At 68.4% G+C, this 17021-nt stretch carries 14 protein-coding genes; 7 read left to right on the top strand and 7 right to left on the bottom strand.

What is annotated here, in order from left to right; genetic code table 11:
* Positions 1 to 55: 55 nt before the first annotated feature.
* From AB0M02_RS28135 to cpt, 3 genes are read left to right on the top strand one after another with little or no spacing between them, the layout of a single operon-like run.
* Positions 56 to 1894: a GGDEF domain-containing protein gene (locus AB0M02_RS28135; protein ID WP_364231920.1), complete on the top strand. Its 1839-nt coding sequence runs from the start codon at positions 56 to 58 to the stop codon at positions 1892 to 1894.
* Between the two features lie 23 nt (positions 1895 to 1917).
* On the top strand, positions 1918 to 3093 hold the full coding sequence (locus AB0M02_RS28140) for an MFS transporter (RefSeq protein WP_364231922.1): 1176 nt from the start codon (positions 1918 to 1920) through the stop codon (positions 3091 to 3093).
* Positions 3090 to 3623: a chloramphenicol phosphotransferase CPT gene (gene cpt, locus AB0M02_RS28145; protein ID WP_364231924.1), complete on the top strand. Its 534-nt coding sequence runs from the start codon at positions 3090 to 3092 to the stop codon at positions 3621 to 3623. Before AB0M02_RS28140 ends, cpt begins: the two co-directional genes overlap by 4 nt.
* A gap of 7 nt (positions 3624 to 3630) precedes the next feature.
* Here the strand turns inward: cpt and AB0M02_RS28150 are convergent, their stop codons facing one another.
* The 4 genes from AB0M02_RS28150 to AB0M02_RS28165 are packed head-to-tail and all read right to left on the bottom strand — an operon-like array spanning position 3631 to position 8144.
* On the bottom strand, positions 3631 to 4632 hold the full coding sequence (locus tag AB0M02_RS28150; protein ID WP_364231927.1) for an ABC transporter permease: 1002 nt from the start codon (positions 4630 to 4632) through the stop codon (positions 3631 to 3633).
* On the bottom strand, positions 4629 to 5567 hold the full coding sequence (locus AB0M02_RS28155) for an ABC transporter permease (protein WP_364231930.1): 939 nt from the start codon (positions 5565 to 5567) through the stop codon (positions 4629 to 4631). The genes AB0M02_RS28150 and AB0M02_RS28155 overlap by 4 nt, the downstream gene beginning before the upstream one ends.
* Entirely contained in the window at positions 5564 to 7075 is a 1512-nt protein-coding gene (locus AB0M02_RS28160; protein WP_364231932.1) for a sugar ABC transporter ATP-binding protein, read from the bottom strand. The genes AB0M02_RS28155 and AB0M02_RS28160 overlap by 4 nt, the downstream gene beginning before the upstream one ends.
* Before the next feature lies 1 nt (position 7076).
* Positions 7077 to 8144, bottom strand: a complete 1068-nt coding sequence (locus AB0M02_RS28165; RefSeq protein ID WP_364231935.1) for an ABC transporter substrate-binding protein — start codon at positions 8142 to 8144, stop codon at positions 7077 to 7079.
* A gap of 337 nt (positions 8145 to 8481) precedes the next feature.
* On the opposite strand from AB0M02_RS28165, the gene AB0M02_RS28170 reads away from it, so the two are divergent.
* Genes AB0M02_RS28170 through AB0M02_RS28180 form a run of 3 tightly spaced genes read left to right on the top strand, consistent with a single transcriptional unit; the run spans position 8482 to position 12259 of the window.
* On the top strand, positions 8482 to 9651 hold the full coding sequence (locus AB0M02_RS28170) for a hypothetical protein (protein WP_364231938.1): 1170 nt from the start codon (positions 8482 to 8484) through the stop codon (positions 9649 to 9651).
* Positions 9652 to 9665: 14 nt separating this feature from the next.
* Positions 9666 to 11297 carry a carbohydrate-binding protein gene (locus tag AB0M02_RS28175; RefSeq protein ID WP_364231941.1) on the top strand — a complete coding sequence of 544 codons (1632 nt, stop codon included), beginning with the start codon at positions 9666 to 9668 and terminating at the stop codon, positions 11295 to 11297.
* A gap of 35 nt (positions 11298 to 11332) precedes the next feature.
* Entirely contained in the window at positions 11333 to 12259 is a 927-nt protein-coding gene (locus AB0M02_RS28180; protein ID WP_364231943.1) for a TIGR03619 family F420-dependent LLM class oxidoreductase, read from the top strand.
* Here AB0M02_RS28180 and sigJ read toward each other — a convergent pair.
* Complete coding sequence (gene sigJ, locus AB0M02_RS28185; protein WP_364231946.1) at positions 12256 to 13131, bottom strand: RNA polymerase sigma factor SigJ; 876 nt, start codon at positions 13129 to 13131, stop codon at positions 12256 to 12258. The genes AB0M02_RS28180 and sigJ overlap by 4 nt on opposite strands.
* Positions 13132 to 13202: 71 nt before the next feature.
* Here sigJ and AB0M02_RS28190 point away from each other — a divergent pair, with 71 nt between their 5' ends.
* A complete protein-coding gene (locus AB0M02_RS28190; protein ID WP_364231949.1) occupies positions 13203 to 14120 on the top strand; it encodes an NADP-dependent oxidoreductase in 918 nt (305 codons plus the stop codon).
* 10 nt (positions 14121 to 14130) lie between these two features.
* On the opposite strand, the gene AB0M02_RS28195 is transcribed toward AB0M02_RS28190, so the two are convergent.
* On the bottom strand, positions 14131 to 16296 hold the full coding sequence (locus tag AB0M02_RS28195; protein ID WP_364231951.1) for a DUF262 domain-containing protein: 2166 nt from the start codon (positions 16294 to 16296) through the stop codon (positions 14131 to 14133).
* 29 nt (positions 16297 to 16325) lie between these two features.
* A complete protein-coding gene (locus AB0M02_RS28200) occupies positions 16326 to 16985 on the bottom strand; it encodes a hypothetical protein (RefSeq protein WP_364231953.1) in 660 nt (219 codons plus the stop codon).
* Between the last annotated feature and the right edge of the window lie 36 nt (positions 16986 to 17021).

Raw genomic sequence — 17021 nt, forward strand, 5'->3', positions numbered from 1 at the left:
AGCTGAAAACGGACTTTCGTGTCGCACGATATCCGCGACAAGGGATCATGGAAGGGTGAGTGGCCGCACCTTCGGGATCCTTTCGCCCTTCGTCGGTGGCGACTACTACGGCGCGATCATCGAGGGGATCAACACCGCGGCCGTCAAAGGCGGCGACCGGGTGATGGCGGTGCAGACGCTCGACCCGGGCGCGCACAGTGCGGATCGCAGCGGCCTGCCCGATTTTCATCGCTCGATCGGGTGGGAGACCCTGGACGGGCTCGTGGTGCTGCCGGGTGCGGTCGCCGCCGGCTACGCCGCCGCCGCGCGGCGCGCCGGGCTTCCGGTGATCTTCGTGGCCCAGGACGCGGCGGACACCGGCGCGTCGGTGGTCCTGGCCGACAACCGTTCAGGGGTACGCGCAGCCGTGCGCCACCTCGTCGAGCACGGCCACGACCGGATCGCCTTCGCCGGATACCTCGCCCACTTCGACCTCCGGGAACGCCACGAGGGATACCGCGAGGGTCTGCTGGCGAACGACCTGACACCCCGTCCCGACCTGCTGTTCGACACCGGCGACAACCACGAGAGCGGCGGTGAGGCCGTCGCCGACGCCCTGATCCGCGCCGGGATGCCGGCGACCGCGATCGTGCTCGGCACCGACCGCAACGCGATCGGGCTGATCGGGCGGATGACCGCCGCCGGGTTCGACGTGCCGGCGGAACTGGCCGTGGTCGGGTTCGACGACATCGCCGACGCCGCCTACCTGCGACCGGCGCTGTCCAGCGTGCGGCAGCCGCTCGACGAGGTGGGCACCGCCGTCTACGAGCTGTTCCGGGAGCTGAGCGCTGATCCGCGACAGTCACCACGGGTGCGGCAGGTGACGACGGTCTTCCAGCGGCGCAACTCGTGCGGCTGCCCGAGCACCGGGCTGCCGGTCTCCGAGCCGCACACCAGGTCGCTGTTCGGGCAGGTGCAGTACCTGCAGAGCACGCTCAACATCCAGTACGAGCTGGGCATCGAACTGCTGGGTACCCGCCAGCGCGACGTTCGCAGCCTCGAGTGGCTCGGCCTCACCCCCGCCCTCGCCGGCTGCCTCGGGCTGTGGGATCAGGACCAGCCGGACCGGTTGCGGCTGACCGGGCAGTACAAGATCAATGTCGGCGCGCCGGGAGCCGTGCTGCCGGTCGACCGGTTCCCGCCGCAGGCGCTGTTCGACATGGCCGACGGTGAGGCCGACGACATCGTGTTCGTGGTGCCGATCCGCAGCCGGGCCCGAGACTGGGGCATGCTCTCCGCGGTCGGCCGCATCCAGTCGACCACGCCGCCCGGCCGCGAGATGATGAACCACTCCGGGGCGCTGCTGGCGCAGGCCCTCGACTACCAGGTGATGATGGCCGCCCTGCGCGAGCAGGAGGAACGGCTGCGCACGGCCGCGCTGCGCGACCACCTGACCGGGCTGCCGAACCGCGTCCTCCTCGAGGACCGCCTCGAACAGGCGGAGGCGCGCGCCGCGCGGGAGCCGGGCTATCGGTACGCGGTACTGCTCCTCGACCTGGACGGGTTCAAGGCGGTCAACGACTCCTACGGGCACGCGGCCGGCGACCTGCTCCTGGTCGAGGTCGCGCGGCGGCTGACCGGGCTGCTGCGGCGCACCGACACCGTGGCACGCCTCGGCGGCGACGAGTTCGTCGTGCTGATCGACGGGCTGGCGACGCCGGACGCCTACAAGTCCGTCTGCGACGCCATCCACCAGGCGGTCGGCGAGCCGGTAGCCATCGAGGGCGGCCCGGTGCGGGTCGGCGTGAGCATCGGCGTCGCGATCTCCGGCGACGGCACGGTCGACTCCGACCATCTGCTGCGGGAGGCCGACGCCGCCATGTACCGCGCCAAGTCCGCGAGTCGGGGCCGATAGCCGGTCTGGGGTACGGTCGTCGGGTGCGACGGTTGATCATCACGCTGCTCGTGGTGTGCCAGAGCACCCAGGGACTGATCTACGGCGGGATCGCGCTGTTCCTCCCGCTGATCCGCGCCGACCTCGGGCTGAGTTTCACCCAGGCCGGGACACTCGCGGCGGTCACCAACCTCGTCTACGCGCTCATGCAGATCCCCTCCGGCTACCTCGCCGACCGGTTCACGCCGCGGCGCGTCTTCCTGATCGGGCTGCTCGGCACGAACCTGCTCGCCGCGCTGTTCACGGTGCTGTCGTCCTATCAGGCGCTGCTTCTCAACCAGGCGCTGAGCGGCTTCTTCCGGGCGCTCGTGTTCGCGCCCGGCCTGCTGCTGATGACCCAGCAGTTCCCCTCCGACCGCCGGGCGACGGCCATGGGCCTCTACGTCGTCGGCGGCTTCTCCTCCAACGTGCTGCTCAGTTCGATCGGCCCACTGCTCGTCGGGCCGCTCGGCTGGCAACTGCTGTTCGTGCTGTTCGCGGCCTCGGGGCTACTGGCGGTGGGGCTCTACTGGCGAGCCGGGGCGGGCAGTGGCACCGCCGCTCCGGGTGCGGTGCGGATCGGCGATCTGCCGGCGCTGCTCCGTCACCGGATCATGTGGCTCATGGGTGTCGTCCAGTTCAGCCGGCTGGCGGTCGCGCAGGGTTTCACGTTCTGGCTGCCCACGTACCTGGTCGTCGACCGCGGTCAGTCGCTGACGACGGCGGGACTCGTCGCGGCGGTGGGCTCGGCGGTGACGGCACCGGCGAACTATCTCGGCGGATACGTCTCGGACCGGATCGGGCGGCCACTACTGGTCATCGGCGGTTCGCTCGCGGCTCTGACGGCCGGCCTGACCGCGCTGACCTATGTGCCCGGACTCGCCGGTGTGCTGCTCGTGGTGGCGGTCATCTCCGTGTTCGTCCAGGTCTATTTCGGGCCGCTGTTCGCCGTACCCTTGCAGGTCCTTGGCTCTGAGCGCGCCGGTCTGATCAGCGGTTTCGGCAATTTCTGCGCGAATCTCGGCAGTTTCGCCTTCGTGTACGCACTGGGCGCGACCAAGGACGCCACCGGCTCCTTCCGCATCGGATTCCTGAGCCTGGCCGCGCTCTGTGTGGTCGCCCTGTTCGCCACCTGGCTGGCCCGCAACGAGGTGCCTCACATGAGGGGTTCGAGAAAGTGACCACTGACGTCATCGTGGTGAACGGCGGATCCAGCTCCGGCAAGTCCGGGATCGTCCGCTGTCTCCAGAGGATCCTTCCGCAACCGTGGATCAGCATGGGTGTGGACGACCTGATCGCCCGGCTGCCACCCGGACTCCTCGATTCCGGTGAAGGCATCTCCTACGGTCCGGACGGCGAGGTGGTCCTCGGCGAGGAATGGCGAACCATCGAGACCGCCTGGACGAAAGGGATCGCCGCCATGGCCAGGGCGGGCGCACGGATCATCGTCGACGACGTCTTCCTCGCCGGCCGGCCGTCGCAGGAACGCCTCCGCGGCCACCTCGACGGACTCGAGGTGCTGTGGGTCGGTGTGCGGTGCGCGCCCGGGGCCGCCGCGGCCAGGGAGGTCGCCCGGGGCGACCGGCCGCCGGGCATGGCGGCCCTCCAGGCCGAGGCGGTGCACCGGGGCGTCGTCTACGACGTCGAGGTCGACACCACGCACACCGAGTCGCTCGACTGCGCCCGCACGATCGCCCGGCACGTGAGCTGACGCCGAGCTAGGAGGGGCCGCGGCGCATGCGGACCAGGTAGATCTGGGCGACGACGACCAGGGCCAGGAAAGTTCCGCTGATCACCTGCTGCCAGTTGCTGTTCACGTTTCCGACCTGGTTGATCAGGTTCTGGATGACGCCGAGCAGCAGCACGCCGGCCACCGTCCCGCCGATCGTTCCCGCTCCCCCGGTCAGCAGCGTCCCGCCGATCACCACCGCCGCGATCGCGTCCAGTTCCATTCCGGCGCCGAGAACCGTGACCCCCGAGCCCAGCTTTGCCGCGTTGACGGATCCCGCCAGGCCGGCGAGCAACCCCGACAAAAGATAAACAGCGATTTTCGTACGGGGGACCCGAATGCCCATCAGCCCCGCCGCGTCCTCGCTGCCGCCCACCGCGTAGACCGAGTTCCCGAATCGGGTGCGCCCCAGCAGCACCATGCCGATCAGCACCACGACCGCCACGAGCCAGACCTGACAGCCGATGCCGAACAGGGAGCCGGTGCCGAGGGAGCGGAAGGCGTCGTTCTGCACGAGATACGTCGTCGAGCCCTCGTTGCTCAGGGCCCGCATCAAGCCCCGGGCGCCGAGCAGTGTGGCGAGGGTGACGATGAAGGGCGCCATTGCCGTGTACGCGATCAGGACGCCGTTGACCAGGCCGATCACGGCACAGACGAGCAGCGGGACGGCGAACGCCGCGACGAAGCCGTACTGGGAGGCCCAGGCGGCCAGCACTCCACCGAGGACGTAGAGCGAGCCCACCGACAGATCGATGCCGCCAGTGATGATCACGAAGGTCATGCCGAGGGCGATGAGCATCGGCGGGGCGGCCGCCACCAGGATCGTGGCCGCGTTGTCCCAGCTGCGGAAGTCGGGGAACGCGAACAGGGAGATCAACACCACCAGGGCGAGGACCGCGAGCGCGCCCTGGCGCTGGACGGCGCCGACGAGGCGGTCGGTGCGTTCCGCGCGCCGGTTGAGAAACGCGCCGGGAAGCGCCGTCGGGGTCATCGGGTCTTCCTCTCCCGGGCCGCGTAGACGGCGACGAGGATGATGATGGCCTGCACCATCTCGGCGGTCGACGGCGGCAGATTGTGTTTGATCATGGTGGCCAGGACGAGTTGCATGAGCAGGGCGCCGGCCACCGTGCCGAGGACGCGGACCCTGCCGCCGGTGAGTGGGGTGCCGCCGACGACCACCGCGGTGATCGCGGAGAGTTCGATGAGCAGGCCCACCGAGGAGGCGTCGCTGGACTGGATGCGGGCGACCGAGAGCAGACCCGCGATCGAGGCGAGCACGGCACACAGGACGTAGACGGTGATCAGGACCCGCTGCACCGGGAGGCCGGCCAGTTCCGCGGCGGGCCGGTTGCCGCCGACCGCGAGCAGGCGGCGGCCGAAGACGGTGCGGCGGATCACGAAGGCCACGACGAGGACGAGCAGCGCGGCGATCCAGACCAGAACCGGGATGCCGAACAGGTCACCGGAACCGAGGTGGATCAGCTGTTCGTTGCGGACGTCCTTCAGCTTGCCCTCGGAGATCACCACGGCCAGGCCACGACCGCCGACGAACAGGGCGAGGGTGGCGACGATCGGTTGCAGGCCGACCTTGGCCACCAGAGTGCCGTTGATCAGGCCGACGACCACCCCGGCGAGCAACGAGACGAGAATCGCGCCGGTTACTCCGTACCCTAGATAAAGGGGTATCAATGCTGCGGCGAGGGCCATGACGGCACCGACGGAGAGGTCGATGCCCTCGGTGCCGATCACCAGGGCCATGCCGAGCGCGACGATGACGACCGGCGCGACCTGGATCAGCTGGATGCGCAGGTTGCTGCCGGTCAGGAAGTTCGGCGTGAACACGATGTTGAACGCCAGCAGCAGGGCGATGGCGCCATAGACCCCGTATCGGGGAAGCCAGCCGGTGTTTCTCCTGGCGGTCGTCATGCGTCCTCTTCCGGCGCGGCCGCCGCGATCGTGGCGAGAAGTTCCTCGGTGGTCACCCGGTCACCGCTGAGGACGCCGACGACGGCACCGTCGCGCAGCACGACGACCCGGTCGGAGCCCTCGACAAGCTCCTCGGCGTCCGAGGAGACCAGCACGACACCCAGGCCCTCGGCGGCCAGCTCGTCGATGAGCGACTGCACCTCGGCCTTGGCGCCGACGTCGATGCCACGGGTCGGCTCGTCGAGGAGCAGCACCTTGGGGCCGGTGGCGAGCAGCCGGGCGAGCAGCACCTTCTGCTGGTTGCCGCCGGAGAGGTCGCCGACCCGCTGGTCCGGGCCGGACGCCTTGATCCGCAGCCGCTTCATGTACGTGTCGACCACCCTGTCGATCCGCGCGTCGGAGACCAGGCCGAGCCGGGACATGCGCGGCAGGACGGCCAGCGCGATGTTGTCGCGTACCGAAAGGCCCGGCACGATGCCCTCGGCCTTGCGGTCCTCCGGCTGCACCGCGATGCCCGCCCGGACCGCCTTGACCGTGGTCGGCCTGCGTAGCGGCCTGCCGTCGACCTCGATCTCGCCGCCGTCGATCGGGTACGCCCCGGCGATCGCCTTGATCGTCTCGCTGCGGCCGGCGCCGAGCAGCCCGCCCAGGCCGACCACCTCACCGGGGCGGACTTCGAAGTCGATGCCGCGCAGCCGGTTCCGGCTGGTCAGGCCGCTGACCTTGAGGACGGAGCCGGCCCGGTCGTCGGTGTCGTGCTCGCCGGCGAAGGCCGTGAACCCGGCCATCTGGCGGCCCAGCATCAGCGACACGAGACGGATGCGTTCCAGGTCGGCCAGCCGGCCGGTGTGCACCACGTGGCCGTCGCGCAGGATCGTGACCGCGTCGCAGATCCGGTAGAGCTCGTCCATCCGGTGCGAGACGTAGACGATGCCGATCCCCCGGGCGTGCAGGTCGCGGATCACACCGAAGAGCGTCTCCACCTCCCGAGGTTCCAGCGAGGACGTCGGCTCGTCCATGATCACGACCTGGGCGTCCACCATGACCGCCCGGGCCAGCGCCACCATCTGCTGCGCGCCCAGCGGGAGCGTGCCGAGCGGGCGGCGGACGTCAGCGGTGACCGCGTAGTTCGCCAGGACCGCCCGCGCCTCGCGCTCCATCCTGGACCTGTCGACCATCCCGAACCGGTTGCGCGGCTCGCGGCCCAGGAAGAGGTTCTGCGCCACGCTCATCAGCGGGACGAGGTTGACCTCCTGGTAGATGGTCGAGATCCCGGAGCGCTGCGCGTCGAGCGGGGTGGCGAACCGGACCGGTTCGCCGCCGAACCGCACTTCCCCGCCGTCCGGCTGGTAGACGCCGGTGAGCACCTTGATCAGGGTGGACTTCCCGGCGCCGTTCTCCCCGACCAGCGCGTGCACCTCACCCGGACGGAGGGTGAAGCTCACGTCGTCCAGGGCGCGTACACCCGGGAACACCTTGGACACACCGGCGACTTCCAGCAACGTCATCTCAGTACGCGCTCGCGATGTCGGTCTTCGCGTTGCTCTCGTCGTACGCGCGGTCCTGGATGACGATGTCCTGCCCGACCGCCTGGCCGCCGAAGAAGTCCGTGGCGGTCTGGAAGGCGAGCGGCCCGAAGCGCGGGTTGGACTCGATCACCGCGGAGACCCAGCCGTCCACGATGCCCTGTACCGCGCCCTTGGTGCCGTCGATCGAGACGATCTTGACGTCGCCGGCCTTCTTGCCCGCACCCTTGAGCGCCGTGATCGCGCCGAGCGCCATCTCGTCGTTCTCGCCGTAGACGCCGTTGATGTTCGGGTTGGACTGCAGCAGCTGCTCGGTGACCTTCTGGCCCTCCTCGCGGGAGAAGTTGCCGGTCTGCTCGAACGTGATCTTGATGTCCGGCGCGATCTTCGCGATCTGGTCCTTGAAGCCGCTGGTCCGCAGCGTGGTCACGTTGTTGCCCGGCGCGCCGAGCAGGATGGCGACCTCGCCTTTGTTGCCGAGCGCCTTGGCCATCTCGTCGGCGGCGCGCTTGCCCTGCTCGGCGAAGTCGGAGCCGATGAAGGTCAGGTAGTCCTTGCAGGCGGCGGCGTTGATCTTCCGGTCGATCGTGATGATCGGAACCTTCTTCTCGGCCGCCTTGGCGAACACCGAGTCCCAGCCGTCCGAGTTCAGCGGCGCGATGATCAGCAGCTGGGCGCCCTGGTCGAGCAGCTGCTCGACGTCGCTGATCTGCTTGTTGAACTGTGAGTTCGCGTTCGTGGTCTTCAGGTTCGTGATGCCGAGCTTGGCCGCCTCGTCCTCGATCGACTGAGTCTCGGCGATCCGGAACGGGTTGGCCTCCTTCTCCGACTGGGAGAAGCCGACGGTGGCCGTCTTCAGGTCGATCTTCGTGCCGCCGTACTGGTCGATGGTGCAGGTGGCGGCGCCGGGAGCGGCCGACTGCACCACCTGGGTGGCCTCGGGCGCGGCGGCGGTGCCGGAGGACGGGTCCTCCTCGCTCTTCGCGCAACCGGCCACCGTGATCATCAGGCCGAGAGCAATGGCCGCAGTGCGGCGAAATTGGGCAGGCATCAACATGGCTCCTCAAGAACGAACGTCTTCACGCATGTTCAAACACATCTAGGCATCGGTAAAGTTTGTTTGTCAAGGTTGCGAGCAGGTTTCGGAACTCCTTGACTCGCACGGCACGGGTGGCGTCAGCCGGTGCAAGTAGCGGCAATTGGGAACGCTCACATCGGATCCGGCCGTGGCTTTCAGGGTCGATGTTCGATTTCGTTCACATCAACATGATGTGACACCGCAGCGTGATCGAATCGCAACTAAGGGGCGCAGGTCGCGCGGCCGAAAAATGGCCGGGAGGTTTCGAAAACACTTCGAAGTTCATCTACGCGGTCCCTACCGTACCGGCATGTTCCGCAGAATCCTCACCGTGGCCGCCACCGTCCTCGTGGCCGCTGTGCTCGGCGGACAGGCACCGGCCGGGGCCGCCCCGGACCGGTTGCTGTTCATCGGGCAGTCCACGAGAACGTCCTGGGACGACTACACGTCCTTCGCCGCCGCGCCCGCCGGTGGCTCCGTCTACTACGAGGTGAAGTCGGGAACCTGGGTCAGCACCGGGCACCGCGACTACGCCACCTTCCTCGCCCGGCAGGGCAGGGCGATCCAGATCGGCATCTCCTGGAAGGACAACCCGCCCGGCTTCAACGGCGGCGACGAGCAGGTGAAGGCGGCACGGTCCCGCGCGGTCACCGCCGAGATCGGGGCCGGGCAGTACGCCGCCCAGTTCGACAACCTGATCAACTTCGTCAACGCGTACCCGAACGCGCGGTTCCACCTGCGGCTCGACTACGAGGTGTCGAGCTTCTACCACTGCACGGACGCGTCGTGTTCCTCGTACAAAAGCGCTTTTTCTCGTCTCCGGTCACTGATCGACGGGCGGAAGCGGCAGAACAACGTGGTGTACGTCTTCCACCCGGTGCGCGGTGAGTACCAGCAGATGTATCCGGGTGACGCGGTGACCGACTGGATCGGTGTCTCGATCTTCGCGCACGAGCTGTGCCTGCCGATCTACGACAACGGTTACCACTACAACGGGCAGACCACCACGCTGCAGTGCCGGGACGCGTACATCGGCACCGACAGCTGGGGCAACCCGGCTGCCGTCTGGAAGGACTGGGACTACGACGGCAACGTCCTGAAGATGATGAAGTTCGCCAAGGACCACGGCAAACCGATGATCCTGTCGGAGGCCGGGATGATGAACTTCACCGGCGGATCGGACACCCGGGGCCTGGAGCCGGCCCGCGGCGACCTCTGGGTGAAACGGCTGTTCGGGCTGATGGACTACCGCGGCCCGCTGCCGAACACGGCCGGCACCCATGACCTGAGCACCGTCATCAAGGCCGCCGTCTACATCGACCTCGACTTCCGGTACGGCTGGGACGGCGTTCAGGACGGAAGTTTCGACTTCCCGGTGAACTCGACATGGTTCGTCGACGGCCGCCTCTCCCAGTACTCGACCGCCCGCACCTCGTTCTGCCAGGGCCTTCTCGCCCGAGGTTTCACCACCCCCTGCTGAAACTGGAGAACCACGTGTTCCGAAAAGTCCTCGCCGCTCTCGCCATCCCCTTGATCGCGGCCGGCGCAGTACACGCCACTCGCGCCGACGCCGCCATCCCCGCCGGGCGGATCACCTTCTTCGCCGGTCAGACCACACCGGACCTGACCGCGTTCAAACAGCAGGTGCTCGACCGCGACGCGTCCTTCCCCCGGCCCGGCGGCGTCACGCTCTACACCAACATCTCCCCGAACGCCTGCAACGGCCTCACCGTCACCTGCAACCTGAACGGCAACGTCTTCAACTTCAACCAGACGCTCGCCGAGTACCCCGGTGCCGCCGTCGCGGTCGGCCTCTACCTGGCCGACAACCCGGGCTGCGCCAACCAGCCGCTTCGCGCGATCATCGGCCGTCAGGACGCCGACATCGCCGGCTCGCTGGGCCAGCAGTACCGCCAGAACCTGGACAACCTGATCACGTACTTCAAGAACACCGGGCGCCAGGTCCACCTGCGGGTCGGCTACGAGTTCGACGGGCCGTGGAACTGCTACAACATCGACTTCTACAAGCAGGCGTTCCGCGTCGTGAAGCAGCGGATCTCCGCACTCGGCGCCGCCAACGTCAAGACCGTCTGGCAGACCGCCAGCTACGCGAAGGACGGCCCCGCCGAGTACAAGTACGACTTTTCACATAATAATCACCTGGCCGACTGGTATCCCGGTGATGACGTGGTCGATTACGTCGGGTTGAGCACCTTCTACTGGGACGCGACCTACCGCCAGTACCAATGGGCCTGTGACACCCCCACCAGCACACCGACCGTTCTCTACGACCGGGTGCTCAACTTCGCCCGCGCCCACGGCAAACCGGCGACGATCTCCGAGTCGACACCGCAGGCGTACCGCACCGCGAACCTCGACGCCTCCTGCGTCAACCGCAACAACCGCGTCTCCCTGAACGGCGACTGGACCCGGGTCGGCAGCTGGTACGACCAGTTCTTCACGTACGTCAACCGCAACACCGACGTCCTGCGCGGCGTCTCCTACATCAACAGCGACTGGGAGGCGATCGCCCAGTTCAGCTGCCCGCCCGGAGCCTCCGCGGGCGCCCCGAACTGCACCGACGGCTACTGGGGCAACAGCCGGATCCAGGACAATCCAAACATCCTCGCCGGCTTCAAACGGGAACTGCAGAACTCGATCTTCGTGAACGGCACGCTCTCCGGCCGCGGCACGAACTGGGGCGGCGGAACAAATCCGACAACGCCTCCTCCGTCGGGAAATACCAGGGACGCCTTCGCGACCGTCGAGGCCGAGTCCCGCGACTCCCAGTCCGGCACACAGATCAGCGGCACCCGGCTGACCAGTCTCAACAACGGCGACTGGGCACGTTTTGACCGGATCGCCTTCAGCCGCACCCCCAACCAGGTCACCTTCCGCTACTCCTCGGCGCGGCCCACCAACCAGGCGTTCACCCTCGAGTTCCACGCCGGTTCCGCGACCGGCCCGGTGATCGCCGCCCCGGGCCTGCTGGGTACCGCCTCCACTTGGAAGGAGATCACCTTCAACGTCTCCAACCTGCCGGCCGGCACCACCTCCATCACGGTGGTCCCCCGCGCCAACGACACCGCCGACGTCCTCGACCTCGACTGGTTCCGCTTCGTCTGACCGGCTCCGGGGGTCTTCTGTGGAATCGTGACCCCATGGTCAAACTCGGAGTGAGCCTGCCCCAGTTCCAGCACTACACGCCCGGCGCGGACGTGATCGCGGCCGCCCGGGCGTTCGAGGAGATCGGCTTCGACAGCGTGTGGGCGTTCGAGCGGGTCCTGGTGCCCGAGGACCAGAGTGGCCCGCACGGTCTCTACGGCGTTCCCGGACTGCCCTGGCCCGGCGTCTATCAGGGTGTGGCGGACGCGCTGGTCACGCTCTCCATGGCGGCGGCCGTCACCTCGCGGATCGAACTGGCCACCGGCGTCCTGGTCGTCCCGCTGCACGTGCCGCTGCGCCTGGCCCGCGAACTCGCCACCCTGGACGCGGCCAGCGGCGGCCGGGTCGTCGCCGGTCTGGGTTCCGGCTGGTCCCCCGACGAGTTCGCCGCCGTCGGCCCGGTCCCGCTCACCGAACGCGGCCGGGCCCTGGACGACTTCCTCGACATCGCCGCCGAGGTCTGGGGCCCGGACCCGGTGAGCTTCCAGACGAAGCGCTACACCGCCGCGCCGTCGTCCATCGGCCCCAAGCCGGCCCGCCGCATCCCGGTCCTGCTGGGCGGCAGCGGCGAACGAGCCCTGGCCCGCGTGGCCCGCCGCGCCGACGGCTGGGTGGCCACCGGCATCCCGCCCGCTCAGGTGGCCACCATCCTGGCCGGTCTGCGCCGCGCGGCCGAGGACAACGGCCGCGATCCCGCCGCACTGACCTGCACCGTCCAGATCGGCACCGGCGACCTCACCGAGTCCACCGAGAACCCGCGCCGCCCCTACACCGGCAACATCGCCCAGCTGGCCGGGGACGTGGCCGCCCTCGCCGAACTCGGCGTCGACCACGTCTACGTGACCCTCCCGGCGGCCACCCGCGACATCACCGAACTGATCGACAAGGCCGCCGAACTGTACGAGAGGACCCGCAAGATCTAGTTCCAGAGGGTCAGCTTGCGCGGGTTCAGCATCAGCCGAACCGCGGTGATGCCGCCCGCGACCTCGAACGTCGCCATGCCGACGACCTGACCGTCCTCCCGCATGGCCAGGCCCGGACCGTCGCTGGTCGGATGATCCTCCAGCCGCAGTTCGGGCCGCCGGGCGAGGACCCCCGCGAAGAACCGGGCCACCCGGTCCGCGCCGTACACCGGGTTCAGCGCGGCCCGCGCGTTGCCGCCACCGTCGGAGCGCAGCACGACACCCGGGTCCAGGGTCCGGATCAGGGCGGCCAGGTCCCCGGAACGGGCGGCCACACCGAAGGCACGGACGACCCTCACGTGCTCACCCGGAGTCACGAAACGGCCGGCCGTCTCGCGCGCCCGCTTACGGGCCGAACCGGCCAGCTGCCGGCACGCCGCCGGTGACCGGCTCACCGTCTCCGCGATCTCCGCGAACGGGACCGCGAAGACGTCGTGCAACACGAACACCACCCGCTCGGCGGGGGTCATCGACTCCAGCACCACGAGCAGGGCCGAACTCACCGTCTCGTCGAGAGTGACCCGGTCGAGCGGGTCCGCCGGCGCGCTCACCGGAAACGCCGAGGCGGGCACCGGCTCGGGCAGCCACGGGCCGACATAGGTCTCCCGCCGCGCCCGCGCGGAGCCCAGCATGTCGAGACAGACACGGCTCGTCACGCGTGTCAGCCACGCGGCCGGGACCTCGATCGCCGCGCGCTCGCCGGGTTCGAGCCGATACCACCGGGCGTACGCCTCCTGGACGGCGTCCTCCGCCTCCGTGACCGTTCCGAGCATCCGGAAGGCGACCGCCATCAGATGACGGCGCGCATCGGAGACCTCCTGGTTGTGACGCACGACATGCAGCCTCACACACGGCCGCCCGGCGTCGTCAGTCGACCGTCAACACCAACCGAAGGGAACCGATCGTGAGAGCCGTCGTCGTCACCGACCGGAACGCGGGCACCGCCGGAATGACCGTCAGCGAGCAGCCCGACCCGCACGCCGCCGAGAACGACGTCGTCGTCCGCGTGCACGCGTCCGGCTTCACCACGGGCGAGTTGTCCTGGCCGTCGACGTGGACCGATCGGGCCGGGCGCGACCGTACCCCCAGTATCCCCGGGCACGAACTCTCGGGGATCGTCACCGAGCTCGGGTACGGCACGACCGGGCTCACCGTCGGCCAGCGGGTCTTCGGGTTCGCGGACTGGACCCGCGACGGCTCCCTCGCCGAACTGGTCGCCGTCGAGGCCCGCAACCTGGCACCGCTGCCCGCGGACATCGACCACGTCACCGCGGCGAGCCTGCCGATCTCCGGGCTCACCGCCTGGCAGGGCCTGTTCGAACACGCCGGCCTGCGCACCGGGCAGACGATCCTCGTCCACGGTGCCGCGGGCGGTGTCGGCTCGTTCGTCACCCAGCTCGCCCGCGAACACGGCGCCCACGTGATCGGCACCGGCCGGGCCGCGCACCGCGACATCGCCCTCGAACTCGGCGCGCACTCCTTCGCCGACCTCGGCAACGGCGACCTCGAGGAGGCCGGCCCGTTCGACGTCGTGTTCGACGTCTTCGGCGGCGACATCGCCCGTCGCTCCGCCGCACTACTGCGCCCCGGCGGCATCCTGGTCTCCGTGGCCGAGCCGGTCCCGGTATCCCCTGACCAGGGCCGCACGGCCTTCTTCGTCGTCGAGCCGAGCCGGCCCCAGCTGGCCGAAATCGCCACCCGGGTCCGCACCGGCCGCCTCCGAAGCCTCATCGGCCGGACCGTCACCCTCGACGGGGCCCCCGACGCTTTCACGACCCCGGCCCGGCGCGCGGGCCGCACTATGGTCCAGCTTCTCCCCTGAAGCGGCCGCGCTACTGCCCGGACTGATTGAGGTAACGCTGCCGTACGCTGTCTAGCCGCTCGCCGGTGCGCTCGACCTGCCAGAAGGACCAGCCGTTGCCGCCCCCGGCACCCGCGTTCTCCATCGCCTTGCTGAGCGAGGGAGCGACAGCGGGCGAGACAGCGCCGGGGGCGGATGCGGTCTCGAGGTTGCCGTCCGGGCGGACACGTGCGTGAAACGACTCGTTGCGCCGGTGGCCGACCAGCCGGTCGCCCGGCGCGACGAATCTCGCCTGCACCAGGTCCTGGAACCGGACCCCGTAGTGAGTCCGTTTCCCCGTTGCAGTCGCTGCCGGTCCGGGTACGGAATCCGGCGCGAGGCCGAGGGTCTCCAAGCTCCAGATCCTCTTCGCCATCTCACGGTAGAAGCGCCCGCGCGCGTCGATGAACGGTTCGAGCGCGGTGCCGCTGTCGTAGGTGGGGACCATCTGAAGCAGTCCCCGGAAACGGAGAAACTCGCGAAGCTTGACGTTTCCCCTGTAGAAGAAGTCCGGATTGATCATCCCGGCCAGCCGGGTGTCCTTTCGATACATCATCAGCTTGTCTTCGAGAAGCATCCCGCCGTAACTTCCGTTGTCCAGCCCATCGAGCAGAAGAAGAGCACCGATTCGATTGCGCAGATGGCCGTAGTAGCGGGCATTCGGCTCCTTGTGCGCATACCTCGAAGCTGTGCTCGTGAAGAGATGTTCGATCTCGAAGTCGCGCTCGCCCGGCCGATGCCGGAGGAATCGATCGGTGGGGTCGTACTCGCCGCCCGTCGCTCCCCGCTCCACCCAGGCCGTGAGGCGTGTCAGCACGTAGTGCACGAACCGCCGGTTGGCGCCGTAGCTGAGTTCCGGAATGCGCTCCAGCCGGGCGGGCCAGTCGGCGGCGTGCTTTCCAAGCGCGCGACCCAGCTCCTCGACCGATTCTGTGAGCCGCACCGCCGGCATGACCTCTGCCACTAGCTCATCGACGTGCTTCTGGTCCACTCGTTCGTCATAGAGTGTCTGCGTCACGTAGAAGAGGTCGAGGAAGGCGGCGACCTTGCCCGCCTTCTGCTCCCGCACCTCCTTCGAGTCATCCGGCCGCAGCGCCGCGAACGTCAGGTCGAACTGTTCGGTGATGCCGTGGAACGCGTTGTACCGAACGGCTGGCACGTACGGATTCGTCTCGGACCGCGCTCGCAACAGGGTGATGTAGAGGCTGTGGAACCGATAGAGCACCTCCGTCAGAAAGCGGGCCGGGCCGTCGGTCTTCGGATCGGGCCAGATTTCGTCCGCACGCACCCGCACCCACACGTGGGTGGCATCGTTCAGACTCGGGCCCGGCCGTTGCGCGGCCTCGGGAAATCTGGCTCGGAAGACCGTCCTGAGATAGGCGAACGCGGCACCCTTCTCGACGTTCTCCAGAGCCGACACCATGGCGGTCCACGTGCCCTCCAGCTCACGTGGATCCGGGTCGGCGTCGCTGAGGAGGAACCGCTTGAGATGGTCCATGGGCGAGAGCCGGACACCGCAGTCGTTGATCGATTGAAACATCTCCTCCGCGCGCTCACGGTCGCCCGCGTCCATCACCACTAGCGACACGCGGAAGAGTAGCCAGTCGATGAACATGACGAGCACGTCGCCGCCCAGCTCCACGGGAAAGTGCACCTCGATCAGGTCATAGGCCTGCCAAATGCGCTTGATGTTCTGCGGCGCGTCATCGACGTTGTACCCGCGCCCGTCGAGCAGAGCTTTGAAGCATTCCGCGTATTCGCCGACGTCCACGCGGAACGTCTGCAGGCCGAACCGGTCCGTCCTGATCAAGGTGGAGAGCTGGGCGGCCTTGCTGTGCGCTTGCGGTGTCGTCTCCGCCTTCCGTTTCAGGAAGATCAGCAGGAGCAACAGCGTGATGATCCGTTGCTGGCCGTCGACCAGTGAGGTCCTGCCATCCGCTGTGCAGACGATGTAGGGACCCAGGAAATAAGGATCGTACGAGCTCACGTCCCGCAGCGAGTGACGATCGCTCCACTGAGCCAGGAACTTCCGCGACAGATCGTTCATCAGCCGCGTGATCTGCGGTTCCTCCCAGACATAGTCGCGTTGGTAGTAGTCGAGGATGAACGACCTCTTGTCGAACAGCGCGGCGACCGACTGATCCTTCGCGGTGACCAACCTCTTGCTCTTCCGGGCCATGACAGCCGCTAAACGGTGACGATCGCTTTGGCGGCCACGACCGGCTCGCCGCCGCCGCGCCAGACGTAGCCGGGGCGGGCCACCCGGACGGTGGCGCCAGGTGCCGGCGTGTCCATTTCGGCCTCGTGTGACACCGGGTCGAACGCGACGGTCTCGCCCCGGCGGCCGAGCGGCCACAGCCGCTTGCGCCTGGTCTCCTCCGCGAAGAGCTTGCTCACTTCGGCGATCGTGTCGCCGCGTGTATGCAGCACGTCGACAGCGACAGCGAGAGCGGCGACCATGCGGGCCTGTTCGAACTCGTTGCCGGCCCGATGGGTGGACTCGGCCCCGTCGACGGCGGATGCGACGTTTCGGACCAGCGGCTGGGCGAGCCACGGCGGCAGCTTCGCGAGCAGGTTGCCGGCCAGCACAGTCAGGGAACTCTGCGCCGATCGCGGGTCGGCGGACCAGCCGTATCTGGTGTTGGCCGCGGTGATCTGCGGGTGCAGTTTGACCACACGCTGAAAGGCCGGCCACCGCCGGTCCACGTCGGCCTTCTTCGCGCCCGCGTCGATCAGCCGCTTTTTGATCTCTCGTGCCGAGACCGGCTCGGGCGAGGTTCGGATGATCTCAAGAAAGGCGGTTCCTGGATCCTTCGTGAACTGATTGGCGACAGTTCCTGTGTCCATCGCGTACCGTCCCGGCCGAGTTGTGTTTTTCGCATG

This window comes from Actinoplanes sp. NPDC051861 (genome assembly GCF_040681145.1).
GTDB lineage: Bacteria > Actinomycetota > Actinomycetes > Mycobacteriales > Micromonosporaceae > Actinoplanes.

Bases quoted from the DNA above. Each gene is read 5' to 3' on its own strand.
- AB0M02_RS28150 (WP_364231927.1), bottom strand. From the start codon at position 4,632: ATGACCCCGACGGCGCTTCCCGGCGCGTTTCTCAACCGGCGCGCGGAA.
- AB0M02_RS28180 (WP_364231943.1), top strand. From the start codon at position 11,333: ATGGTCAAACTCGGAGTGAGCCTGCCCCAGTTCCAGCACTACACGCCC.
- AB0M02_RS28165 (WP_364231935.1), bottom strand. From the start codon at position 8,144: ATGCCTGCCCAATTTCGCCGCACTGCGGCCATTGCTCTCGGCCTGATG.
- AB0M02_RS28155 (WP_364231930.1), bottom strand. From the start codon at position 5,567: ATGACGACCGCCAGGAGAAACACCGGCTGGCTTCCCCGATACGGGGTC.
- AB0M02_RS28160 (WP_364231932.1), bottom strand. From the start codon at position 7,075: ATGACGTTGCTGGAAGTCGCCGGTGTGTCCAAGGTGTTCCCGGGTGTA.
- AB0M02_RS28170 (WP_364231938.1), top strand. From the start codon at position 8,482: ATGTTCCGCAGAATCCTCACCGTGGCCGCCACCGTCCTCGTGGCCGCT.
- AB0M02_RS28200 (WP_364231953.1), bottom strand. From the start codon at position 16,985: ATGGACACAGGAACTGTCGCCAATCAGTTCACGAAGGATCCAGGAACC.